The organism is Acinetobacter sp. YH18001, from assembly GCF_013416975.1.
GTDB lineage: Bacteria > Pseudomonadota > Gammaproteobacteria > Pseudomonadales > Moraxellaceae > Acinetobacter > Acinetobacter pseudolwoffii.
In genome coordinates, this window is record NZ_VPEU01000028.1 from 17,805 (window position 1) to 39,422 (window position 21,618).

Genomic DNA, 21,618 nt, shown 5'->3' on the forward strand with positions numbered 1-21,618 from the left:
AGAATAAGGATATAAGCCCATGGATTTTGATTTTAATTTGATTCTTGTTCCTGCGACGCTGTTTTTTGTCGCACTGTGGTTGCTTGACAAGTTTGTCCTGAAACAAAGACAAACTCGCGGCAAGGGCAATGAAAATTTTATCATTACTTGGGCTTATGACTTTTGGCCAGTACTGACGATTGTACTGGTGCTGCGTTCGTTCTTGTTTGAACCGTTTAATATTCCATCGGATTCAATGGTGCCAACCCTGGAAACTGGGGACTTTATTCTGGTGAATAAATTTGACTATGGCGTGAAACTGCCTATGGTCAACACTAAAATTATTGATACTGGCAGTCCAGAGCGTGGCGATGTGGCAGTATTCCGTTATCCACCACAACCGACCATCAGCTATATCAAGCGTATTATTGGTTTACCCGGTGATCATATTGTCTATGATCATGGTCAGTTGAGCATCAATGGTGAACAAGTAGCGAAAGTTCCAGTGGAATTTAGCCGTGAAAAAGATCGTCTGGATACACCCAATGCCATTTATCATAAAGAAACTTTAGGTCAGCATAGCTTTACCATGCGTGAGCTGGAAGGGGTCAATGTCGCGCGTCAGGCGCCTTATATTAACTTTGTGGAAAATGGTAAATATTCAAGTGAAAATGGTTTATATTGGGAAGTAAAGGTGCCAGAAGGTCATTACTTTGCGATGGGGGATAATCGCGATCAGAGTGCTGACAGCCGTTTCTGGGGGCTTGTTCCGGAAGAAAACTTAACAGGTCGTGCATTCTATATCTGGATGCATAAAGAACCTGGCTTTAAATTGCCATCGTTTGGTCGCAACGGGACAATCGATTAATTGTTTCAATCAGGAAAATAAAAAATGAGACATCAACAAGGTGCTTCGTATATTGGGATTTTATTTGCAATCGTGGGGTTTGCATTTCTAGCCAAAGTAGCGATTGCAGTGTGGGGACCCTACTTTGATGATCGTATGGTCGATGGTGAAATTGAGGCGCTGTTAAAAAGTGCGCCAGCCAATATAACACCAGAAAAATTCCGTCAGCAGATGGATCAGCGTTTATCAATGAATAATATTCGCGATCTGAAGTTTGATGAAATTGCCAAAGTTATCCATACCGATGGTTTGCAGATACACAAGAATTATGAAATTCGTAAAAATTTCATAATGAATATCGATTTAGTGATGAAGTTTGAGAAAAATTTTGATCAAAGCGCAGTCAAAACTCAATGATGAACGTCTTGCCAGACGGATCGGTTATCAGTTTAAACAAGCTGAACTGCTCAAGCTGGCACTGACCCATCGTTCAGTCAGTCATAAACAAAACTATGAACGCCTAGAATTTCTAGGCGATTCTCTTTTAGGGATGATCATTGCGAATTATCTCTTCACTGCCTACCCAAGCGAAAACGAAGGCCGGCTGACGCGTATGCGTGCCACCTTGGTTCGACAGGAAGCATTGGGGAAAATCGCCAATGATTTAAAACTCAGTCAGAGTTTAATTCTCAGTACCGGTGAATTGAAATCTGGCGGTCATCATCGCGAGTCTATACTGGCAGATACTGTAGAAGCCATTATTGGCGCAATCTATGTGGATTGCGCTGATCTCACTGTGTTAGAGCCGATTGTGTTAAAATGGTATGAACCGTATTTGGATCATATTGAGCCGACCGATCAGCTTAAAGACCCTAAATCACGTTTACAAGAGTATCTACAAGCACGTAAGAAACCTCTCCCAGTTTACGAGGTTGTAGATATTCAAGGTGATGCCCCTAATCAGCATTTTAAAGTGGAATGTGAGATTGAGGGATTACCGACCATGCAGGGTGAAGGCGCCAGCCGACGTTTTGCTGAACAAGCCGTTGCGGCAGATATTTTAAAACTTTTGGAGCATAAGTCTTAATGACTACTCATTCCGATCACATTGATGCTGATCACGAGTCGCAAAGCGACAGTCACGACCTGGTAAATCAATTTTTTAGCGCACAAGGCACCGAAATTCCGTCGGATTATCGCAGTGGTTTTGTCGCTATTGTAGGTCGCCCGAATGTGGGTAAATCTACCTTAATGAACCATATTTTGGGTCAGAAACTCTCAATTACCTCACGTAAACCGCAAACTACACGGCATAAAATTGTCGGGATTGATTCGCGTGAAAAGTCTCAGGCGGTATTCGTGGATACGCCGGGGATGCATAAAAAGGAAGTACGTGCCATCAATAAAATGATGAACCGTGCTGCCCATTCGGCTTTACGTGATGTGAATCTGGTTTTGTTTGTGGTGGATGCACAGAAGTGGACGCCGAATGATGATCTGGTACTGGAAAAGCTGAAAAATGCTGAAATGCCGGTGATTCTGGTGATCAACAAATTAGATACTTTTGAGAACAAGAACGAAGCTTTACCACTGATTCGTGAGCGCGAAAAGCTGATGAACTTTGCGGAAATCGTACCTGTTTCTGCACTTCGTGGTGCCAATCTTGAGCATTTACGTGACACGATTGCCAAGTATCTTCCGTTCCAGCCGCCATTGTACTCCCTGGATCAATTAACTGACCGTTCAGAACGTTTCCTGGCTTCTGAAATTATTCGTGAAAAAATCATGCGTCAGCTGGGTGAAGAACTGCCCTATGATTTAACCGTGCAGATTGAATCATTCAAAACTGAACAGCCAGTGATGAATGAAAAGACTGGTCGTATGAAGCCGGCCTGTACCTATATTGATGCTACGATTTTTGTCGATCGTCCGAGCCAGAAAGCCATTGTGATTGGTGAGAAAGGCGTTAAGCTGAAAAAAATCGGTATGGATGCACGTCTCGACATGGAAAAAATGTTCGAACAGAAAATCATGCTGACCCTTTGGGTGAAAGTCAAAGGCGGCTGGTCTGATGATGAACGTGCATTGAAAAGCTTAGGTTATAGCGATATCTAAGTTATAAAATTAATAAGCCCCTTTAAGGAATTTCGTGATGATGAAAGTGTTGGCAGTGCTTGCATGTGTTTTATTCTTGCAAGGCTGTATCCATAAAGTGGTCACGGTTCCTGTCAAGGTGGCTTATAAAACCACAAAAGTCGCAGTCAAAGGCACTGCGGCTGTTGTGGGCGCAGTCATCCCGGATGGAGATGACGACGATGATAAAAAATCAAAAAAAGATAAGGATTAAAGTGTCCGCTTATGCGTAACGAAGTACTGCATGGTTATTTGATTCATCATCGTAAGTACCGTGAGCGCAGCCATATTGTGCATTTATTTACCCAGGAATACGGTCGTATGGATGGCATTCTCCGGCAAACACCGCCGCCGCAATATCAGCCCATCAGTTTGCAAGCCACCGGAAAATCAGAACTCAAAAACTTTACCAAGCTGGAAATTGTCAATCAGCCGATTTTCTTTTTTGGCGATGCCTTTTTTTCAGGCTTTTACCTGAATGAAGTTCTGTTACGTTTGTGCCCTCTAGAAGTGGAAATGCCGCAAACCTTTGCCAAATATGCAGAGACATTAACTGCATTGCAGCAATTATCAGAACAATCTAATCCCAATTTATACTTAAAACAGATTTTGCGGCAATTTGAACATATCTTGCTGGAAGAACTCGGTTATGGTCTGGATTTTTCCCTAGATGCTCATCAGGTAAAAATCGATCCGTTACAACACTATTATTTTCAGCTCAATGCCGGTTTTATGCCATCGGCCAAAGCATTACGCTCTACCATGTCAGGTCAGCAGATTTTAAGTATGCTAGATCATGAAAATGGTGGGGATTTTAATCCGGAACAGTTACAATTGTTGACGAAACTGTATCGACAGGTGATCACGGCCTTATTGGGTGATCGACCATTAAAAAGTCGGCAACTCTGGATTCAAAACTCTCAATCTCAAACGTAGTTAGGAAAAGATTATGGCTGCATTACTTGGTGTCAATATTGACCATGTCGCAACATTAAGACAAGCACGTGGTACAACGTACCCAGACCCAGTCAATGCTGCATTGATCTGTGAGCAGGCCGGGGCAGAGGGCATTACCTTGCACTTGCGTGAAGACCGTCGTCACATTCAGGATGAAGATGTTCGTCGTATGCGTCCTGCACTGAAAACCCGTATGAACCTCGAGCTGGCGGTAACAGATGAGATGGTCGCTTTTGCCAAGGAAATTAAACCGCATCATGTCTGTTTTGTCCCTGAAAAACGTCAGGAAGTCACCACTGAAGGTGGTCTGGATGTGGTGACCCATTTCGAATCAGTCAAAGCAGCTACGCAAGAACTGGCGGCGATTGGTTGTGATGTGTCTTTGTTTATTGATGCCGATTTTGCCCAAATTGATGCAGCAGTTGCTTGTGGTGCACCGACCATCGAGATTCATACTGGGGCTTATGCCGATGCAGAAACGCCTGAGGCCCAGCAGGCTGAGCTTGAGCGCATTATTAAAGGCGCTGAATATGCCGCATCGAAAGGTCTGGTAGTGAATGCCGGTCATGGTTTAAACCTCGATAATGTAACGCCAATTGCGGCGATTCCACAGATTCATGAACTTAATATTGGCCACTCATTAATTGCAGATGCTGTATTTTTAGGTCTGGCACAAGCCGTTCAGCAAATGAAAGCTGTGATTAAGTCAGCGCGGTAAGACCAGAGTCGTTATGTCAAATATTAATTATGATGAACTGATGCAGCCGGTGATTGCTTTCCTGGGGTGTGAAACGCCCAAGGCATGGCTGAATGTGGCAGTCGAAAATCTTGAAATCTTGATGCAAGATCATGCCAATTGTGAGAAAAAAGCAGCCAGCACGGCCATGAACCTGATGTTTCGCTATAGTTACTTTGTCGATTTACAGGTGAAGCTTGCGCAGTTAGTGCGTGAAGAAATGCTGCATTATGAACAAGTGCTTGAACTGATGAATACACGTGGACAGGCCTGGCAGAACTTAAGTGCGGGACGTTATGCCGGTGGCTTGCGCAAAGAAATCCGGACTTTTGAACCTGAAGCCTTGATTGATGTCTTGGTGATTGGTGCTTTTGTGGAAGCACGCTCTTGTGAGCGTTTCTACGCGCTGGCTTCGCGTGTGGATGATGAGTTGGCACGTTATTACCGTTACTTGCTTAAGTCTGAATCTCGTCACTTTGAGGACTATCTGGCTTTGGCGATGGATGTGGCGACCACGGCAAAATTGAAAAATCCGCAAGAGGATATTCAAAGCCGGATTGATCATATTCGTAACGTTGAAAAGCAGCTGATTCTGACACCAGATGACACTTTCCGTTTCCATAGCGGTGTTCCGGCTCAAGCGGCTTAATTGCAGTGAACATTTAAAAATCCTCCATTCATGGGGGATTTTTTATATTCAGAGCAAACATATAAATGAGAATTATTTACATCTACAGGCTTAATCCATAAAATACAGCAGATTTCTTAATAACGATGATGAAATAATGAATAAGCTGGTAAAAGTCATGCCTTTTTTGATCTTGGGAGCGATCAGCAATACAGTCTTTGCACACTATCCTTATGTTGCCCCACTAAGTTATCAAACTTTTAACAATCACACAGCGATTGTATCTGGGTTTTATGACAATCCATTTGCCTCGGAAGTGGCGATTAAAAACTTTAATTTTCATTATCATATGCCTACAGGTCAAAAGATTTATCTTGCAGATGATGCATGGACCAAAACACAAACCCTAAGTAGTTATAGTCTGGAAAATAAACAAGAGGGTACTTATCGGATTCGTGGCGAGAAACAGGGGAATAGCCTAAAGTATGCACAGGTTGCTCAAAAATGGAAAATGGTTCTAAGTGCTGTCCCAAAGGCCAATCAAGCGACCAATCAAAATGTGATTTATCAGCAAGCGCTGAAGAAAAACATGCCACAGAAAACTGTGCAGACTATCGATATTATTGAAACCTTTGTCTCACGGCGTGTGACGTCGAATCAGGTCATTCAGCATATCCATGCTGGCTTTGATGTTCAATTTATCACGCATCCAAATGCATTTAAAAAATCTCAAGCGATTCAATTGAAAGTACTGGATGATAAAAAAGGAGTTGCGAATTTAAACGTTGAGATTTTGGCACAAACGACAGATTTTAGTCGTGATAAAAAAATCTATAAAGCGCTCACAACAGATGCGCAAGGGTTACTCAACTTTAATATGCAGGAAAAAGGCCAGTACTTAATGAAAATTGATTATCAGCAGCCTTTCGACATAAAAAAGAATGATTTAAAGCGTTATAAGTATACCTTGGCTTTTAATGTGATGGATTAAGCCAAAAACGAGCCTGAATCATCTCGGGCTCTTTTTATAAAATATTAAACGAAAAAAAGCCCACTTCATTATAAGTGGGCTTTTTAGTATTTGGCTCTCCAACCTGGGCTCGAACCAGGGACCTGCGGATTAACAGTCCGTCGCTCTACCGACTGAGCTATTGGAGAATCTGAAAGCGATTATAGAGGGATTTTGACAGGGGTCAAGCAAAAACTGTCATATTTATAACAAATTCAGCCTGTCTGTTTTTAATTTAGACAATTGCATAAATTTTACGAAAAATACTTGTCAGAATAAATTTCACTTGCTAGATTAAAACCATAAAGTCGTTTGACCAAATGGTCAAACAGTGTGGATTTAAACCTACTTGCCAGCACAAAAATGGCTAAACCGGAGACAGCGAATGAATACGCTCAGCATCCTTCAAATTTTCTCTCAACTCACTTATTATCAAGAAAACTATCTGCAGATTATTGCAGATCCAGCACAGTATTATATTCCTGTTACAGATGCTCATATTAAGCTATGGCCCTTGGCGCAACAGTCCTTGTATCTAGGTGATTTGCTGCAATTGTGGTTTGCAGAAAAATGGTTGGTAGAAACTGAACGTCAATTTAGCTTTGAAGTGTTTTTGAATGCCGATTATCTGAAAGAGCAAAGCAAAGAATTATATATCTATGCCATTTCAGGTAATCTTTTGACCGGTACCAATCAATCCAAAGCTTGGCAGGCATCGACAGCGCAAATACAAGATGTAGAGCTGGCCAATGTGTCCAAGCATTATTTTGAGTTTCAGGGCTTAAGCCGACCACAGATCGCTTGTGTTCAAGCCGGACAGACGAAGGGCAATATTGCTTAGGTCATCGATTGAATGCTGGCCATAGGTTCTCTTGGTTATTCAGGGCGAATAATCATACAGGTCGCAGTGGCATGGGCATATAAACGGCCTTCTTCATCCAGAATCCGACCTTCAGCAATACCCAGATTTTTACTGAGGTTAATTGATTGTCCGGTCGCTTTAAGCTGCTGGTCTTGAGGAATCGGTCGGCACATTTTAACATTCAGATCAATCGTGCCATAACCGACCCCTGCTTCGAGTAAAGTATGAATCGCACAGCCTGTCACCGTGTCTAAAACAGTTGCTGCAAAACCACCATGCACGCCACCAAGCGGATTTAAATGCCGGTGATCGGCTTTGACTTTAAATTCTACGTATCCGCTTTGGATAACGGCAGGTTGCATCGACATGGTTTCGCTAATGCTTGGAGCGGGAATTTTCCCATCTCGCATCGCTTGTAATAAGGCCAAACCGTTCATTTCTTTTGGATTCATTCTGCTTTTCCTGTGATTATTCTTTAGCTGTTTCGATTTTATTTAAAAGTGAAACATCAATAATAGCAAGTGACATATTTTTTAATGAGATGTTGCCGAAGGTAATTGTTATCTTGGAGGGTTAAAAGTTATTGTGGTTAAAATATTTATTTTTTTAATGCTATTGCAGATAGCAGGAGAGTGCTATTTCTACCGGAAATAGAGATACTTTAGATATTCAGGAATTTCGATCAATGCTATGTGTGGCATACACTTTGGCTGCGATCATTTGTTTGTTCTGCTTAAAATACGTTATCAAAAGCATCTTGGAATGGCATAAAAAACCCGCGATCAACGCGGGTTTTTAAATCAAGCGAGTTGATTATTGTGCCGCTTTTTCAGCTTCGATTGAAGCAATCGCAGCGTCAACGCCTTCGATTGAATCAGCAGCTTTCTTGATGCGCGCAAGTGCATCAACCAACACTTCATCTGCAGTTGCATAAGAAATACGCATGAAACCGCCCAGACCGAATGCATCGCCAGGAACAACGGCAACGCCAGTTTCTTCCAGTAACCAAGCAGAGAATTCTGTGCAAGATTTCAAACCTTTGGCACGAATCAACGGCTTGATGTTTGCGTATGCATAGAATGCACCATCCGCAGGTAAGCAAGAAATACCATTGATGTCATTCAAGCCTTTCACAACCAGGTCATGACGACGTTTGAATGCTTCAATCATTGGCTCAAGAACATCTTGAGGACCATTCAATGCAGCTTCGGCAGCAACTTGTGAAATTGAAGTTGGATTTGAAGTGGATTGTGACTGGATTTTTTTCATCGCACCGATCAGTTTGGCAGGGCCCGCTGCATAGCCAATACGCCAGCCAGTCATTGCATAGGCTTTAGATACACCGTTTAACACGATTGTGCGGTCATACAGGTCTGGTGCAACAGTGGCGATGTTATAGAACTCATCTTCCCAACGAATCGGTTCATACATGTCATCAGATGCGATGAATACTTCAGGGTATTTACGCAGTACCTCGGCCAAAGCAAGAAGTTCTTCTTTGGTGTAGATCATGCCAGTCGGGTTAGATGGACTGTTCAATACCACTAAACGCGTTTTGTCGGTGATGGCAGCTTCTAGTTGTTCAGGTGTGATTTTGAAACGCTGTTCTTCACCACATTTCACAATCACAGGTACGCCTTCAGCGATGATCACCATATCCGGGTAGCTGACCCAGAAAGGTGCAGGGATGATGACTTCATCACCTTTGTTCAACAAAGCCAAAGACAGGTTAAAGAATGATTGTTTACCACCACAAGAAACCAGAATCTGGTTTGCTGCGTAGTCTAGGTGATTGTCACGTTTCAATTTAGCAATAATGGCTTTTTTAAGACCTGGCGTACCGTCAACAGCGGTGTATTTGGTGAAACCGTTGTTAATCGCTGCAATTGCTGCATCTTTGATGTGTTGCGGTGTATCAAAATCTGGCTCACCTGCGCCCAAACCAATAACATTATGACCTGCAGCTTTTAATTCAGCAGCTTTGTTAGTCACAGCAAGCGTTGGGGACGGTTTGATGGCATTTACACGATCAGAGAGACGTACGTCCACGGCAGTATTCCTTCTTATAGGGATTAAAAAATAAAAAGCACATTATCTTAGCTTAAAATGCGAGGCATGGGGCAAAAGAATTTGGAAAACTTTGAGGAAAAAATGGTGTACTTGCAGAGCTTTATCTTGAACTCCGATGCCAAGGGACAACAGTTAAAAGGCTTGAGTTATCAAGTAAACCCCCATAAGCCAGTCAATATAAACTAAAAATGGCCACTTTATAGTGACCATTTTGTGGTGTTGTCTTGGTACTTATTTATTAAAGCGTGACAGATCTTCATCCGGACGCGCGGTTAAGATTTCAACCCCTGTTTTAGTGACGAGCAGGGTATGTTCATACTGTGCTGACAATGAATGGTCTTTGGTGACCACCGTCCATTTGTCACCCAGTAATTTGGTTTTCCAGTCGCCACCATTCACCATAGGCTCAATGGTAAAAGTCATGCCTTCTTCTAAAATCATCCCGGTATCTGGCTGGCCGTAATGCAATACTTGCGGTTCGTCATGGAAAGTCGTGCCAATTCCATGACCACAATATTCACGTACCACACCAAAACGTTCAGATTCGACATATTTTTGAATCACGTGGCCAATATCACCAATGGTTGACCCTGGTTTTACAGTTTCAATACCCCGGTACATGGCTTCTTGCGCTACTTTACATAGACGGTTAGCAAGAATAGACGTTTCACCACCGACGATGTACATCATGTTGGTATCGCCATGATAGCCATCTTTAATCACAGTGACATCGATATTCAGAATGTCACCTTTTTTCAATTTTTTGCTATCCGATGGAATGCCGTGACACACCACATGATTCACAGAAGTGCAAATCACATGCTGGAAAGCAGGCCGACCTGGTGCTGCACCATAACCTAAGCAGGCTGGAATGGCTTGTTGTTGGTTAACAATATAGTCATGACAAATCGTATCAAGTTCTAGCGTAGTAACACCTGGAACAATATGCGGTTTGATCATATCCAATACTTCTGCCGCCAGTCGCCCTGCCACACGCATTTTTTCAATTTCGTCAGGGGTTTTGATAAGTCGACGTGGCGCTTGGTAAGTGTTGTTCATGATCTCTAAAAACTTTTGGAAATTTGTGTGTGACTATGGTATAAATAGCCGCCCATTTTATCAAATGCTTTTTCGTGAATAAATTTCACGGGCTTTGTGCGATGGGACAAAAAATCCGCACATATATCGACACATTACTCTGGGTGCTTCTAGGGATTGTTGTCACTTTATATGTGAGTTGCGTTGTCAGCTAAAATTTCGTCATGCGAGGCATGAAACGATGGTAATGGTATTCCCTTATCGAGTTTCATAACGAAGTATGAGGGGATTTTAGCTACAACCCTTCGGGACAGGGACGTTTTTTGACGCTACTGCGTTATGAATAGTTTATTTAGAATGTTAAATCTCACTATTCATGCCTTGTATCGCTAAAAAATGTCCTCTGTCGCAACCACTGATAAAATGACAGCAATCTCTTGGGTGGAGAATGCGGGTATATGGAGGCCTAACCCAAACTTTAAGGTAAAGAAAATGGCAGATTACAACGTAGGCATGCGCGACCTTCTACAAGCAGGCGCACACTTTGGTCACCAAACACGTTTTTGGAACCCAAAAATGCGCGATTACATCTTTGGTGCGCGTAACAAAATTCACATCATCAACCTTGAGCACACTGTTCCTGCGTTAAATGATGCTTTGAACTTTGCTAACAACTTGGCGAGCAAAAAGAACAAAGTTTTGTTTGTTGGTACTAAGCGCGCAGCTTCTGCAATCATCCGTGAACAAGCGCAACGTGCTGGTCAACCATATGTTGATCACCGCTGGTTAGGTGGTATGTTGACGAACTGGAAAACACTTCGCCAATCTATCAATCGTCTAAAAGACCTTCAAACTCAATCTCAAGACGGTACTTTCCTTAAGCTAACTAAACGTGAAGCTTTAGAACGTACTCGTGAGATGGAAAAACTTGAACGCGGTCTTGGCGGCGTGAAAAACATGGGTGGTTTACCTGACGCATTATTCGTAATCGACGTTGATCACGAAGCAATTGCAATCAAAGAAGCGAAGAACCTTGGTATTCCTGTAATCGGTATCGTTGATACAAACTCTAACCCAGACAACGTAGATTACGTTATTCCGGGTAACGATGATGCGATCCGTGCAGTAACACTGTATGCTTCTGCTATGGCTGATGCGATTCTTGCTGGTAAAGAATATGCTCAATCACAAGCGAATGCACAAGCTAAAGCAGAAGAAGCTCCAGCTTCTGAGGCTTAATGCGTTTGACGCAAGCTTGTCATTTTTGCGACATGTGATGGTGGCAAAGTAAGCGTTATGTATGCAGGCGGCCCATGAGAACTCCTCTGGGCCGTTTCTGTTCTAAAAAGAATTCATTTTCTACCGAATTTAGGAGATAAACATGACTGCAGTTACAGCAAGCATGGTTAAAGAATTGCGCGATCGTACTGGTCTTGCAATGATGGAATGTAAAAAAGCTTTGACAGAAGCGGGCGGCGACGTTGAATTAGCGATCGATAACCTACGTAAATCTGGTCAAGCGAAAGCTGCTAAAAAAGCGGGTAACATCGCTGCTGATGGCGCGATCACGATTGCTCAAGAAGGCAACAAAGCACTTCTTTTAGAAGTAAACTGCCAGACTGACTTCGTTGCAAAAGATGAAAACTTTGCTGGTTTCTCTGCGAAAGTTGCAGCTGCTGCACTTGCTGCAAACGTAACTGATCCTGCTCAAATCGCTGAATTGAAACTAGAAGATGGTGCAACTGTAGAAGAAGCGCGTATCGCTCTTGTTCAAAAAATCGGTGAAAACATCCAAGTACGTCGTGCGAAAATTGTTGAAGGTGCTAACCTTGCAGTTTACAAACACGGTCTTCGTATCGGTGTTGTTGTTTCTTATACTGGTGATGAAGCAACTGGTAAAGGCTTGGCAATGCACGTTGCTGCGTTCAACCCAGTCGCTGTAAATGCTGAAGGCGTTTCTGCTGAGCTTATCGCGAAAGAGAAAGAAATTGCTGAAGCGAAAGCACTTGAATCTGGCAAGCCAGCAAACATCGTTGAGAAGATGGTTGTGGGTTCTGTCGAGAAATACTTGAACGAAGTTGTTCTTGAGCGTCAAATGTACGTAATCGACAACGACAAGAAAGTTGCTGACGTTCTTAAAGCAACAGGTACTACTGTAGCTGAATTCGTTCGTTTCGAAGTTGGTGAAGGTATCGAGAAGAAAGCTGAAATGAGTTTCGCAGAAGAAGTTGCTGCTGCTCAGGCTGCTGCTCAATAATTCGGTAACGAATTATAAAGAAGCTCCACTTTGTGGGGCTTTTTTTATATCTGCATAAAAATACAATAAGTCGAAAGCGGTAGTTTTTCTTGGAAAATGCGAGTTTGCTTAGAAAGTGCGCGTGATAAAATCAACGAAATTTAAAGAATTGAAAATCATTAATAGCGCATATAAAACCGACATGGGTATTGGGGCGATGATTGCTTATTGATTGCTGTATATCTGTGTTGATACCTAGCAAAACCAGTTTGAGTGGAGCTCCTTAACACAAAGTCAGCCAAGTCGCCACACCGACACTCATTTTGAAGCTATGTCTCAAGATGATCTCAATAAAATTTAGACTGCTTTTCAACATCATCAGGGTGCTATTGGGGTTCGATCTTATCGAACAATGATTGCAACGTTAGGTGATGATCATAAAGGATCACGCTATTAAGAGTTCATGCTTGAATGATCAAATTGTATTGGTGACATATAATATCGATTCCGCACCCGGCATTGGTTCGATTCAAAAAGATGATATTGTCGAATTTTATAGTGAATATAAATAGCGAGAAGGGGGATGTGGCGCACTGGATGCATCATGATTGTGCCCGAAAACATGTGTATGGCCGGTTAAAACATCAAGGAAGAACCTATCAAGAAGGTTCTTCTCATTAGAAAAAATGAAGAATGCTGCTAAATGCTCTTCATGTCTCGTATCTGGCGACTTTTCCAGGAAGGTGCTACTTTAGCTAAATAAGCATCCATGCACCAAATCGGGCCAATAAGAAGGAATTGAAGGTCTTTAAAGAAAGATGGCTTTTTGCCTTCCACTTTGTGGCCATAAAACTGACCAATCCAGGCAAAAACAAATAGGCCAACATAAAAACCGGCACCGACTGGCAGAATCCAGATTAACCAGGCCATGATCAATGTTAAAGCAGCCATTGCAACTGCCAAAACAATATCTAGTCGGGCATAGAAAATAAAAGCCAGAGCTAGCAGAAGGGCGGTCAGTAAAGCACTAAAGTGCGCAATAATGCCAATAATCGAAAAATAGATAGTCGGTACGCAGACCCAGTGAATCAGCTTATTGGTTTTGTTTTGATGACTGTCACTATATTCATCCAGCCATTCAGATATTGTTTTCATTATTCGCTCCATTCCATGAATACGTTGTGCTTGCCTGAAAATATAAAGCAGAATCTAGGTTTGGTCAAAAGTTAATCGTGCCAGAACGTGAATTTTATTTGGCGAATTTGCAACATTCAAGCTGTAATGGACAGGTAGCCGGAGATAAGAGGAACTATAGATTGATTGTCATTTTTCTATAACTTGAAGTTAATAAAAAAGCCACATTACTGTGGCTTTTGGTTAAATGTATTGCAAGTTAAATCTTAAGAATTTGGACCAGCGACACGCTCAATACTGACATTGCCAACACCGGCATTGGTAATGCCGAGTTTCTTCGCTGCGCCATAAGATAAATCGACGACACGGTTACCATGGAATGGGCCGCGGTCATTGACTTTAACCACTACGCTTTTACCATTATTTCTATTGGTCACACGAATATAACAGTTCAATGGCAGGCTACGATGAGCAGCAGTCATTGCATTCATGTCAAAGGTTTCACCGCTTGCAGTTTTACGGCCGTGGAACTGGCGACCATACCAAGAGGCTGTACCTGTCTGACTGAACTTGCGTACAGTATTAGAAGCCACGGTATTCAGTTTTTCAATCACTGAAGGCTCTTCTGCAGGAATTTCAATTTTCGCTGCAATGGTTTCACGGCGAACTTTATCGCCAGAACGCTCAGTGATTGAAAGGCTGTTCAAATTGGTGAAATTTGAATTGAAGCTTTGAGCTTCTTTATTTAATACACGCGTTGCAAGGCGCGAATTGTCATTTTCGTGATTAAACGAAGATGACGGAACCATATCTGCCTGCGATTGCGTCAGTGTGACTATCGTGGCAATAGCCATAAAATACTTCAAAATTGAAGAATGCATCGAATCAACTCCTAACAGCATATCGCATGGATTTGTTCATAAGTAACTGAAAAACCATGTAAACACGCCTGATATTTAACTTATGCAACTACATTTAACGAAATGGATAATATTCATGCCTGCAATATCCTGTCTAGTGTTTAATTAAAATAGTTTAAAAAAGAACTTAAAATAAACAATGAGTGATTAAAATATGATCAATATTGTAACACAATATTAAAATTGATCAATATTTGCTCATAATCACTCATAAAAATGTTGACTTTAATAATTTGTATTAAATTCTCATGTTAACGGCTAGTAATTTCTGTACCTAATAACCACAATGCAGTGGCATACATTCGGCTGCGATTATAAGTAGTAATCACTTGAAAATTTGGATAAGTAATATAGTAAATATGCCCATAATTTTCTTGTAATTGAATTACATTGACCAAGTCTAGATCGTCAATTTGAACAATAGGATTCATTGGGCTAATCCCTTGTGTTTTTAACACACCATATGGGCTAGGTTGAGTCAGATCTTTGGCAATTACCGCATCCGGGTTCGAGCCACTATAACGGGCCGGAAAAGCAATCGGTTGATTACGCTGCCAGCCATGCTGGGCTAAATAGTTGGCAATCGAGCCAATCGCATCTACTGCTGAATTACGCAGGTCAATATGTCCGTTACCATCGTAGTCCACGCCGAATTTTGGAATATTACTTGGCATGAATTGTGGATAACCGACCGCACCTGCATAAGAGCCGACGATAGAAGAAGCTGAAACGCCATCTTTATAAGACCAGGCAATTAATGCCGCCAGTTCATCTTGAAAATACTGGGCACGACGCTCATAACCAAAACCTAAGGTGGCCAGCGCATCACGGGTGACAAAAGAACCCTTATTGGTACCAAAGCCGGTTTCTACCCCTAAAATCCCGAGAATGATTGACTGTGGTACACCAAACTGCTGTTCAGCGCGATTCAGCGTTTCCGCATATTGCTGTTTAAAGCGCACACCGCGTTGAATGGTCGACTCAGCCAGAAAGTTGGTTTTATAAGAATACCAAGGCTTGCTTTCACCTGGACGATTCATAATATTGATGATATTGGGCAGGTTACGCGCCCCGTTCATGGCTGAATCGACTTGCTGGGCACTCAGCCCATAATTTTGCATGGCAGTCTGTTTAAAACTGGCATAAGAGGGATGAGATTGGAAATCGTTGGCCAGACTGAAACTGCTGAGACCGAATGCGGTCAATGCGATTGAAAGCTGTTTAAATTTTTTATAAAAATTCGATTTCAACATCTTGGTACGATTTCCAATTTTTGATAAGTTGCGGGCAATGTTATTTGAATCATGCCATGAAAAAGATTGAGAAATTTTTTCAATCATGAGGCTGTAAAAACCAGATTAAAGATAACATTCGGATGATTAAGAGACCTAGATGCATATACAAAAATAGTGAAAGACTGGCTATTTTTACGTCAGTTTGCCTTGTGGAGCTGCTTATCTGTAACAAGCTATTTCATTGAACATAAAAAAGCCTGACCGAAGTCAGGCTAATTTTAAAAAATCACTCTTAGATGATTCTATGCAAACCTATTCTGTATAGAACAAGGTGTCATGATATTCAGCCATGGCGCGAAGCTCATCCTTGTTCAGATTGAGAATGATTTTATCTGCAGCCATATTGATGGCCTTAATCACAGCAGAAGCACCAATATCTGCTGCCTTGCGTTTGATCATGCCAAGATCCAAGGTCTTATTAAAATCGACCATAAAGTGACGTACCGTCGCTTCACCAAACTGCTTATATAGATTGCTAAACGTTTGTTTGTCGATACTCTGACCGGCTTTTAGTTCCGCATAATGATGTTTTAAATTGGTCACCAGATTGGCATCCAGCGACTCACCAATACGGATCTGTCCTTCAGGGTCTTTAAACAGACTGCGTTCAGAGAAAGCAATAGATTGCTTCACCACATCATTCGGCGCTTTACTCAATAACTGTTTCAGCAATACCGCCACAGTTGACTTGATATAGCCCGCCAGTTTTTCCGCAGTATCGCGCTTATCACTTGCAGGAAAACGACGCACCAGTTCCGTGAGAATCGCATCAATAATTTCATCATTAATCATCAATGCGGTTTTATCACGGAGTGGGTAAAGCGGCTCATTTGAATTTTTATTTTGTTGTGCAGTCTGAATTGTATTTAAAAGCTCTGCAGAAGGAATAAAACCAAAAAATGGCATTGTTAAACCTCAATGTTTTTATTGTCGCGCTAATCGAATAGGGCGAGGCATCCATGTTAAATCCGATACACGGCAAGGGTTGATATCCAATCCACCGCGGCGTGTATAGGTTGCGTAGACCATCAGCTTTTCCGGTTTCAGTTGTTGCCAGAGATCGGCAAACATCTGCTCCACGCATTGTTCGTGAAAACCGTTATGCTGACGATAAGAAATAATATAAGCCAAAATACTCTTATAACAAGGTTTTTTGCCCTGATAGCGTATAAATACTGTACCCCAATCCGGTTGTCCAGTGACTGGGCAGTTACTTCTTAATAAATGTGAATACAGCTGGATTTCAACTTCTTCGGTATGGTTCGCATCCAGAGCCAAAAGACTCGCATCAGGATGATTTTCCAGACGTTCCGGAATTAGTTCATCAATGCAGATGCCTTCAGGTTGGGCAACTTCCAAGTCATCAACCTGAAATAAATCTAACGTAATCTCTGCGCCAGCCGCAGCAGATAAATCTTTTTCCACCGTGGTGATAAAGTCAGCTTGAGATTCAAATTTGGCAAAATTCAAACTATTAAAGTAAAGCTTGAGTGATTTGGATTCAATCAGATTCGGCGAAGAAGCAGGCAGGCTGATCCGTCCAATTGCGACTTGCGGCACACCGGCTGAATTTAACCAGGAAATTTCAAAAACATGCCACCAGTCGGTGCCTTGCTGAATCGCGTCGACATGCGCGTATTGTTCACGAGCAGGTGCGCGCGAAATCGGAAACAGAACATCCGGCTGATATTCTGTCGGGTAATTGGTGTCTTTACCAAGAAGAGATTGTTCTACACTCATTATTCACGCATTCCTGAACCACGGGAGAGTAAATGATAGGCCAATGCATAGAGCAGGCCGCAACATAAGGTGACCACTGCAAGTGAAACAGTTACATTGACATCGCTATGTCCTAAAATGCCATAGCGGAAGGCATTGACCATATACACCACAGGGTTGATCAAAGATAAATTTTGCCAGAATGGACTTAAGGCAGAAATTGCATAAAACACACCGCCTAAATAAGTCAGTGGCGTTAAAACAAAGGTCGGGATAATCGAAATATCATCAAAAGATTTGGCATAGACGGCATTGATAAAACCACCCAAAGAAAACAGCAGGGAGGTAATCAATACGGTATAAATCGTCACAAACCAGTTGGTAATGTATAGATCCGCAAAAAACAAACTTACGGCACTAACAATAATCGCCACCAGTACTCCACGAATCACACCGCCCAGCACATGTCCCCAAAGAATGGCATGCATCGGTACTGGACTCATGACCAGCTCTTCAATACTCTTTTGAAATTTTGAACTGAAAAAACTGGAAGAGACGTTGGCATAGCTGTTGGTAATCACGGCCATCATGATCAGACCGGGCACAATGAACTCCATATAGCTATAGCCGCCCATGTCTCCAATCCGCGAACCGATCAGATTGCCGAAAATCACGAAATACAAGCTCATGGTGATGGCAGGTGGTAACAAGGTTTGCGGCCAGATCCGCATAAAACGGCGGACTTCTTTATATACAATGGTATATAAAGCTACGCTGAGTTGATTAATGTTCATTGCGCAGCTCCATCCAGATTTTTTTCGACCATTTTGACAAAAAGCTCTTCCAGACGATTGGATTTGTTACGCATACTGCGTACCTGAATATTCTGTGATTCCAATAGCTGGAACAGATCATTCATGCTATGTGCCTTGTCCATGGTAATTTCTAAGGTCATCGGGTCGATTAAATTAAAACGTACCCCGATAATCTCCAGATGCAAAGGTTCAATCGGTGCTGCAAGATCAAAAATAAAGGATTCTTCATTCAGCTGACTTAGGAAGCTCTTCATGCTGGTGTCTTCTTTAATCACACCACGATCGATAATCGCAATGCGGCGACACAGCATTTCGGCTTCTTCTAAATAGTGGGTGGTGAGAATGATGGATGTCCCTTGCTCATTCATCTCGTTCAAAAACTCCCACATTGAACGACGTAATTCGATGTCGACACCCGCAGTTGGTTCATCCAGAATCAAAAGTTTCGGTTCATGCATCATGGCACGTGCAATCATCAAACGACGTTTCATACCGCCCGACAGCATACGCGCCTGCGTTGCACGTTTTTCCCATAGGCCCAGCTTGGTCAGATAGAGTTCAGCCCGTTGCTGTGCAATTTTTTTAGGAATCCCGTAATAGCCGGCTTGCGTCACCAGAATGTCGAAAGTTTTTTCAAACTGGGCGAAGTTAAATTCCTGAGGAACCACACCTAAACACTGTTTGGCTTGGGAGGGATGGGTATCCAGGTTATGACCAAAAATTTCGACTGTGCCGGCGGTTTTTTTTGTTAATGAACTGATAATACCGATGGTGGTGGATTTTCCGGCGCCATTTGGCCCCAGAAGTGCATAAAACTCACCTTCTGGTACATTTAAGTTGATTCCTTTTAATGCCTGAAAGCCATTGCGATAGGTCTTTGACACATCTCTTAAGATCAGTGCATCAGTCATGAATATCTCAAATGGTGAAAAGTTGAGATATTGTGAGTGATCTTGGAAAATAAGCCAAGTGATTCACATGGAATTCTGTGTTGCTGTTTTGGAACATTGTATAAAGTCTAAGCATAAAATGACGAAGTTATAGATAGTTGCTTTACCTTATGATTTTTTTTGTTATGATGTGCATCGCGCGCTCATAGCTCAACTGGATAGAGTACAGGTCTCCGAAGCCTGTGGCGTGGGTTCGAGTCCCGCTGAGCGCACCATTTTCTTATTTCTTACAACATAAAAATCTCTCTAAATTAAATCTTTATACCAGATTGCTTTTCATAAAACATTTTATTCAGTGCCACCATATAGATTGCATTGCTTAAATCGAATCTCAAACTCTGTCTTTTCACTTTATTCGATACTGCTCAAAAATAATCTTAAAAGTTTTCAGACAAACAAATGACATGCTCATTTTCTTTTACTTATTCTGATTCTATATTTTGATTTGATACGCTAATTCACAACGGCTTTGAATATTTTGAATACGAGAGCTGATTGCAATGCAGAGTACGACTCTTGAATATCTTGAGGATGAAATAACTCAAATGTTTTAATAAACCCATTTTTGAACAGATTATTTGTTGAGTAAAATTCATTAAAATAATTTAAACGTGAAAATATTAAAGTGATTATCCTGAAATAGATTATGCTATTCACCAAGCTTGAGTAGCTGGTTTCTGTATTTTTTTGGGTAAGCCATATGATAGAACTACGACATTTAAAAACACTGACAGCGCTAAGAGAACATGGATCACTGGTTGCAGCAGCAGGAGATCTCTGTTTAACACCTTCAGCTTTGTCTCACCAATTGCGCGAACTCGATCAATGGTTCGGGGTTGAAGTGGTCAATCGCCGTAGTCGCCCTGTGAGTTTTTCTAATGTAGGTTTACGTTTGTTGAAACTGGCTGATGATGTGCTACCACAAGTACAGATAGCGCAAAGTGATATCACACGTATTGTGCATGGACAGACAGGCCGTATTATATTCTCGTCAGAGTGTCATAGTTGTTTTGACTGGCTAATGCCACTTTTGAATCAGTATCGTATCCAATATCCAGATGTTGATTTGGATTTTGCTTCGGGCTTTGAAGCCAATCCGCATGAATTGTTACAAACGGGCGAGTTTGACTTACTGATTACTGCCGATCCGATTGCACTCAAAGGTGTGGAATATTTCCCGGTATTTGAATATGAATCACGTTTGGTGTTGTCTAATACACATCCTTTAGTACGTGCCCAAGAGATTACGGTGCAGGAACTGGCAGAAGAAACATTAGTAACTTATCCGGTAGATAAGCATCGTCTGGATATCATGTCACGCTTGTTTATTCCTGCGAATATTTTGCCAAAACAGATTCGGACGACCGATCTGACTCAAATGCTGATTCAGCTTGTTGCCAGTGGTCGTGGGATTGCGGCATTGCCAGATTGGGTGGTAAATGAATATGAACAGAAGGGCTGGGTGACTTCGCGCCGTCTGGATTGTGTAGCCCCTGAAGGCTTACGCCGTACTTTATATGCAGGTTATCGAACTGAAGAAAAACAGAAAGATTACTTTGAGGGATTCTTAAAGCAGCTTGACCGATTCTCTAAAAAGCGGGCACAGTATTACACTTGATCCTAATCTCAAAGGAGCAGGCTCAATAATATGAATATTAAGGATTCTGTTCCTCTTCATCCTGATGTTGTTGACGGATTTGGTCTCTTTTTACCTGAGGGTCTTTATCTACGCCCAGCTGGCCGCGCTGCATCTCTCGATCCTGTTTTTCTTGTGGGTCCAATTCCTCTTCTGGAAATTCTTCATTAATTTTTTCATCTGGATGAGTCATCGCAATATACCTTTTCTAGAAATATAAATTTGTTTTGATCGATTTAATATCGGGTTTGAGTACATTTGTTTATTGTATATGAACGACTTTATTACACTGTTGTTTTATAACTGATTTGATTTTACAAATTGTGATGCTTATAAGTGTGTTTATACAGTACATTTTAAATAAAAATTAGTGCTTTATGTTCAAAATAACAATGGATTATATCTATAAGAAAATTACTTTTAATTCGGCTAATTACAGCGGTTCCTGTAGAGGTTCGCTAATTTCTGAGTAGCGCTTATTATTCTCAATAATTTAAAAAAATAAATTTTAAAAAACTGAATAAATTAATAAAGGATGATGTGAACACATATTGAGCTTGGCGATTTTGTTGTCGGGTTGTAGTGCGCTGAGTTTTGCACAACCTGTTTTGGTGAAAACTGAACAGAATGTGGAGGAATATCGTCTTGATAATG

Annotated in this window: 26 protein-coding genes and 2 tRNA genes; 16 read left to right on the top strand and 12 right to left on the bottom strand. The window is 41.7% G+C overall.

Annotation, left to right across the window (positions count from 1 at the left end; all coding sequences use genetic code 11):
* Positions 1-19: 19 nt before the first annotated feature.
* The 9 genes from lepB (at position 20) to FTV48_RS09885 (ending at position 6,271) form a co-directional block, all read left to right on the top strand.
* A complete protein-coding gene (gene lepB, locus FTV48_RS09845) occupies positions 20-847 on the top strand; it encodes a signal peptidase I (RefSeq protein ID WP_005097555.1) in 828 nt (275 codons plus the stop codon).
* 24 nt (positions 848-871) lie between these two features.
* Positions 872-1,243 carry a DUF4845 domain-containing protein gene (locus FTV48_RS09850; RefSeq protein ID WP_005170117.1) on the top strand — a complete coding sequence of 124 codons (372 nt, stop codon included), beginning with the start codon at positions 872-874 and terminating at the stop codon, positions 1,241-1,243.
* Positions 1,215-1,913 (top strand): ribonuclease III, encoded by a 699-nt coding sequence (rnc, locus tag FTV48_RS09855; RefSeq protein ID WP_005097550.1) that lies wholly within the window; start codon positions 1,215-1,217, stop codon positions 1,911-1,913. Before FTV48_RS09850 ends, rnc begins: the two co-directional genes overlap by 29 nt.
* Entirely contained in the window at positions 1,913-2,941 is a 1,029-nt protein-coding gene (gene era / locus FTV48_RS09860; protein WP_005097549.1) for a GTPase Era, read from the top strand. Before rnc ends, era begins: the two co-directional genes overlap by 1 nt.
* 37 nt (positions 2,942-2,978) lie before the next feature.
* Positions 2,979-3,173: an NF038104 family lipoprotein gene (locus tag FTV48_RS09865; RefSeq protein WP_005097547.1), complete on the top strand. Its 195-nt coding sequence runs from the start codon at positions 2,979-2,981 to the stop codon at positions 3,171-3,173.
* An 11-nt stretch (positions 3,174-3,184) separates the two neighbouring features.
* Complete coding sequence (locus tag FTV48_RS09870; protein ID WP_005097545.1) at positions 3,185-3,895, top strand: DNA repair protein RecO; 711 nt, start codon at positions 3,185-3,187, stop codon at positions 3,893-3,895.
* A gap of 13 nt (positions 3,896-3,908) precedes the next feature.
* Positions 3,909-4,634 (top strand): pyridoxine 5'-phosphate synthase, encoded by a 726-nt coding sequence (gene pdxJ / locus FTV48_RS09875; protein WP_180000177.1) that lies wholly within the window; start codon positions 3,909-3,911, stop codon positions 4,632-4,634.
* Positions 4,635-4,647: 13 nt separating this feature from the next.
* Positions 4,648-5,301, top strand: coding sequence for a tRNA-(ms[2]io[6]A)-hydroxylase (locus tag FTV48_RS09880; protein WP_180000179.1), 654 nt, complete (start codon positions 4,648-4,650; stop codon positions 5,299-5,301).
* A 136-nt stretch (positions 5,302-5,437) separates the two neighbouring features.
* Positions 5,438-6,271, top strand: coding sequence for a DUF4198 domain-containing protein (locus FTV48_RS09885; RefSeq protein WP_180000181.1), 834 nt, complete (start codon positions 5,438-5,440; stop codon positions 6,269-6,271).
* A gap of 91 nt (positions 6,272-6,362) precedes the next feature.
* Here FTV48_RS09885 and FTV48_RS09890 read toward each other — a convergent pair.
* Positions 6,363-6,438, bottom strand: a tRNA-Asn gene (locus tag FTV48_RS09890).
* A gap of 236 nt (positions 6,439-6,674) precedes the next feature.
* Between FTV48_RS09890 and FTV48_RS09895 the strand changes: the two genes are divergently transcribed.
* Entirely contained in the window at positions 6,675-7,130 is a 456-nt protein-coding gene (locus FTV48_RS09895) for a hypothetical protein (protein ID WP_180000183.1), read from the top strand.
* A 35-nt stretch (positions 7,131-7,165) separates the two neighbouring features.
* Here FTV48_RS09895 and FTV48_RS09900 read toward each other — a convergent pair whose 3' ends face one another.
* The 3 genes from FTV48_RS09900 to map all read right to left on the bottom strand — a co-directional run bounded on the left by FTV48_RS09900 (position 7,166) and on the right by map (position 10,280).
* Complete coding sequence (locus tag FTV48_RS09900; RefSeq protein ID WP_005170148.1) at positions 7,166-7,603, bottom strand: PaaI family thioesterase; 438 nt, start codon at positions 7,601-7,603, stop codon at positions 7,166-7,168.
* 361 nt (positions 7,604-7,964) lie between these two features.
* Complete coding sequence (locus FTV48_RS09905; RefSeq protein WP_005097537.1) at positions 7,965-9,200, bottom strand: pyridoxal phosphate-dependent aminotransferase; 1,236 nt, start codon at positions 9,198-9,200, stop codon at positions 7,965-7,967.
* A gap of 252 nt (positions 9,201-9,452) precedes the next feature.
* Positions 9,453-10,280 (bottom strand): type I methionyl aminopeptidase, encoded by an 828-nt coding sequence (gene map, locus FTV48_RS09910; RefSeq protein WP_005097535.1) that lies wholly within the window; start codon positions 10,278-10,280, stop codon positions 9,453-9,455.
* A gap of 471 nt (positions 10,281-10,751) precedes the next feature.
* Here map and rpsB point away from each other — a divergent pair, with 471 nt between their 5' ends.
* The 4 genes from rpsB (at position 10,752) to FTV48_RS15200 (ending at position 13,176) form a co-directional block, all read left to right on the top strand.
* Positions 10,752-11,498 carry a 30S ribosomal protein S2 gene (gene rpsB / locus FTV48_RS09915; protein WP_005097534.1) on the top strand — a complete coding sequence of 249 codons (747 nt, stop codon included), beginning with the start codon at positions 10,752-10,754 and terminating at the stop codon, positions 11,496-11,498.
* A 142-nt stretch (positions 11,499-11,640) separates the two neighbouring features.
* Positions 11,641-12,516: a translation elongation factor Ts gene (gene tsf / locus FTV48_RS09920; protein ID WP_005097533.1), complete on the top strand. Its 876-nt coding sequence runs from the start codon at positions 11,641-11,643 to the stop codon at positions 12,514-12,516.
* Positions 12,517-12,926: 410 nt separating this feature from the next.
* The gene (locus tag FTV48_RS15195; RefSeq protein WP_347929327.1) at positions 12,927-13,067 is read left to right on the top strand and encodes a DUF3465 domain-containing protein; all 141 of its coding nucleotides are present in this window, start codon (positions 12,927-12,929) and stop codon (positions 13,065-13,067) included.
* Positions 13,033-13,176, top strand: coding sequence for a DUF3465 domain-containing protein (locus tag FTV48_RS15200; RefSeq protein ID WP_347929744.1), 144 nt, complete (start codon positions 13,033-13,035; stop codon positions 13,174-13,176). The genes FTV48_RS15195 and FTV48_RS15200 overlap by 35 nt, the downstream gene beginning before the upstream one ends.
* An 18-nt stretch (positions 13,177-13,194) precedes the next feature.
* Here FTV48_RS15200 and FTV48_RS09930 read toward each other — a convergent pair whose 3' ends face one another.
* The 7 genes from FTV48_RS09930 to FTV48_RS09960 all read right to left on the bottom strand — a co-directional run bounded on the left by FTV48_RS09930 (position 13,195) and on the right by FTV48_RS09960 (position 19,289).
* Positions 13,195-13,650 (bottom strand): DUF962 domain-containing protein, encoded by a 456-nt coding sequence (locus FTV48_RS09930; protein ID WP_005097532.1) that lies wholly within the window; start codon positions 13,648-13,650, stop codon positions 13,195-13,197.
* A 245-nt stretch (positions 13,651-13,895) separates the two neighbouring features.
* Positions 13,896-14,510, bottom strand: coding sequence for a septal ring lytic transglycosylase RlpA family protein (locus tag FTV48_RS09935; protein ID WP_005097531.1), 615 nt, complete (start codon positions 14,508-14,510; stop codon positions 13,896-13,898).
* Positions 14,511-14,800: 290 nt separating this feature from the next.
* Positions 14,801-15,802, bottom strand: coding sequence for a lytic murein transglycosylase B (mltB, locus tag FTV48_RS09940; RefSeq protein WP_074383547.1), 1,002 nt, complete (start codon positions 15,800-15,802; stop codon positions 14,801-14,803).
* A gap of 294 nt (positions 15,803-16,096) precedes the next feature.
* Positions 16,097-16,750, bottom strand: coding sequence for a hypothetical protein (locus FTV48_RS09945; protein ID WP_005170158.1), 654 nt, complete (start codon positions 16,748-16,750; stop codon positions 16,097-16,099).
* A gap of 18 nt (positions 16,751-16,768) precedes the next feature.
* A complete protein-coding gene (queF, locus tag FTV48_RS09950) occupies positions 16,769-17,584 on the bottom strand; it encodes an NADPH-dependent 7-cyano-7-deazaguanine reductase QueF (protein WP_180000185.1) in 816 nt (271 codons plus the stop codon).
* Positions 17,584-18,357, bottom strand: coding sequence for an ABC transporter permease (locus FTV48_RS09955; protein WP_005097525.1), 774 nt, complete (start codon positions 18,355-18,357; stop codon positions 17,584-17,586). Before FTV48_RS09955 ends, queF begins: the two co-directional genes overlap by 1 nt.
* Positions 18,354-19,289 (bottom strand): ABC transporter ATP-binding protein, encoded by a 936-nt coding sequence (locus FTV48_RS09960; protein WP_005170164.1) that lies wholly within the window; start codon positions 19,287-19,289, stop codon positions 18,354-18,356. The genes FTV48_RS09955 and FTV48_RS09960 overlap by 4 nt, the downstream gene beginning before the upstream one ends.
* A gap of 178 nt (positions 19,290-19,467) precedes the next feature.
* Between FTV48_RS09960 and FTV48_RS09965 the strand changes: the two genes are divergently transcribed.
* Positions 19,468-19,543: transfer RNA gene (locus FTV48_RS09965), tRNA-Arg, on the top strand.
* 485 nt (positions 19,544-20,028) lie between these two features.
* Positions 20,029-20,946, top strand: a complete 918-nt coding sequence (locus FTV48_RS09970) for a LysR family transcriptional regulator (protein ID WP_005097509.1) — start codon at positions 20,029-20,031, stop codon at positions 20,944-20,946.
* Positions 20,947-20,983: 37 nt separating this feature from the next.
* Here the strand turns inward: FTV48_RS09970 and FTV48_RS09975 are convergent, their stop codons facing one another.
* On the bottom strand, positions 20,984-21,157 hold the full coding sequence (locus tag FTV48_RS09975; RefSeq protein WP_005097508.1) for a hypothetical protein: 174 nt from the start codon (positions 21,155-21,157) through the stop codon (positions 20,984-20,986).
* Positions 21,158-21,618: the final 461 nt, after the last annotated feature.

Excerpts from the sequence above, each read along its gene's own strand:
- FTV48_RS09865 (WP_005097547.1), top strand. The coding sequence starts at position 2,979 with ATGATGAAAGTGTTGGCAGTGCTTGCATGTGTTTTATTCTTGCAAGGC.
- FTV48_RS15195 (WP_347929327.1), top strand. The coding sequence starts at position 12,927 with ATGATCATAAAGGATCACGCTATTAAGAGTTCATGCTTGAATGATCAA.
- FTV48_RS09955 (WP_005097525.1), bottom strand. The coding sequence starts at position 18,357 with ATGAACATTAATCAACTCAGCGTAGCTTTATATACCATTGTATATAAA.
- FTV48_RS09945 (WP_005170158.1), bottom strand. The coding sequence starts at position 16,750 with ATGCCATTTTTTGGTTTTATTCCTTCTGCAGAGCTTTTAAATACAATT.
- queF (WP_180000185.1), bottom strand. The coding sequence starts at position 17,584 with ATGAGTGTAGAACAATCTCTTCTTGGTAAAGACACCAATTACCCGACA.
- tsf (WP_005097533.1), top strand. The coding sequence starts at position 11,641 with ATGACTGCAGTTACAGCAAGCATGGTTAAAGAATTGCGCGATCGTACT.
- FTV48_RS09975 (WP_005097508.1), bottom strand. The coding sequence starts at position 21,157 with ATGACTCATCCAGATGAAAAAATTAATGAAGAATTTCCAGAAGAGGAA.
- FTV48_RS09960 (WP_005170164.1), bottom strand. The coding sequence starts at position 19,289 with ATGACTGATGCACTGATCTTAAGAGATGTGTCAAAGACCTATCGCAAT.
- FTV48_RS09885 (WP_180000181.1), top strand. The coding sequence starts at position 5,438 with ATGAATAAGCTGGTAAAAGTCATGCCTTTTTTGATCTTGGGAGCGATC.
- rpsB (WP_005097534.1), top strand. The coding sequence starts at position 10,752 with ATGGCAGATTACAACGTAGGCATGCGCGACCTTCTACAAGCAGGCGCA.
- era (WP_005097549.1), top strand. The coding sequence starts at position 1,913 with ATGACTACTCATTCCGATCACATTGATGCTGATCACGAGTCGCAAAGC.
- pdxJ (WP_180000177.1), top strand. The coding sequence starts at position 3,909 with ATGGCTGCATTACTTGGTGTCAATATTGACCATGTCGCAACATTAAGA.
- FTV48_RS15200 (WP_347929744.1), top strand. The coding sequence starts at position 13,033 with ATGATATTGTCGAATTTTATAGTGAATATAAATAGCGAGAAGGGGGAT.
- lepB (WP_005097555.1), top strand. The coding sequence starts at position 20 with ATGGATTTTGATTTTAATTTGATTCTTGTTCCTGCGACGCTGTTTTTT.
- FTV48_RS09850 (WP_005170117.1), top strand. The coding sequence starts at position 872 with ATGAGACATCAACAAGGTGCTTCGTATATTGGGATTTTATTTGCAATC.
- FTV48_RS09895 (WP_180000183.1), top strand. The coding sequence starts at position 6,675 with ATGAATACGCTCAGCATCCTTCAAATTTTCTCTCAACTCACTTATTAT.
- FTV48_RS09880 (WP_180000179.1), top strand. The coding sequence starts at position 4,648 with ATGTCAAATATTAATTATGATGAACTGATGCAGCCGGTGATTGCTTTC.
- mltB (WP_074383547.1), bottom strand. The coding sequence starts at position 15,802 with ATGTTGAAATCGAATTTTTATAAAAAATTTAAACAGCTTTCAATCGCA.
- FTV48_RS09870 (WP_005097545.1), top strand. The coding sequence starts at position 3,185 with ATGCGTAACGAAGTACTGCATGGTTATTTGATTCATCATCGTAAGTAC.
- FTV48_RS09935 (WP_005097531.1), bottom strand. The coding sequence starts at position 14,510 with ATGCATTCTTCAATTTTGAAGTATTTTATGGCTATTGCCACGATAGTC.
- FTV48_RS09900 (WP_005170148.1), bottom strand. The coding sequence starts at position 7,603 with ATGAATCCAAAAGAAATGAACGGTTTGGCCTTATTACAAGCGATGCGA.
- FTV48_RS09930 (WP_005097532.1), bottom strand. The coding sequence starts at position 13,650 with ATGAAAACAATATCTGAATGGCTGGATGAATATAGTGACAGTCATCAA.
- FTV48_RS09970 (WP_005097509.1), top strand. The coding sequence starts at position 20,029 with ATGATAGAACTACGACATTTAAAAACACTGACAGCGCTAAGAGAACAT.
- map (WP_005097535.1), bottom strand. The coding sequence starts at position 10,280 with ATGAACAACACTTACCAAGCGCCACGTCGACTTATCAAAACCCCTGAC.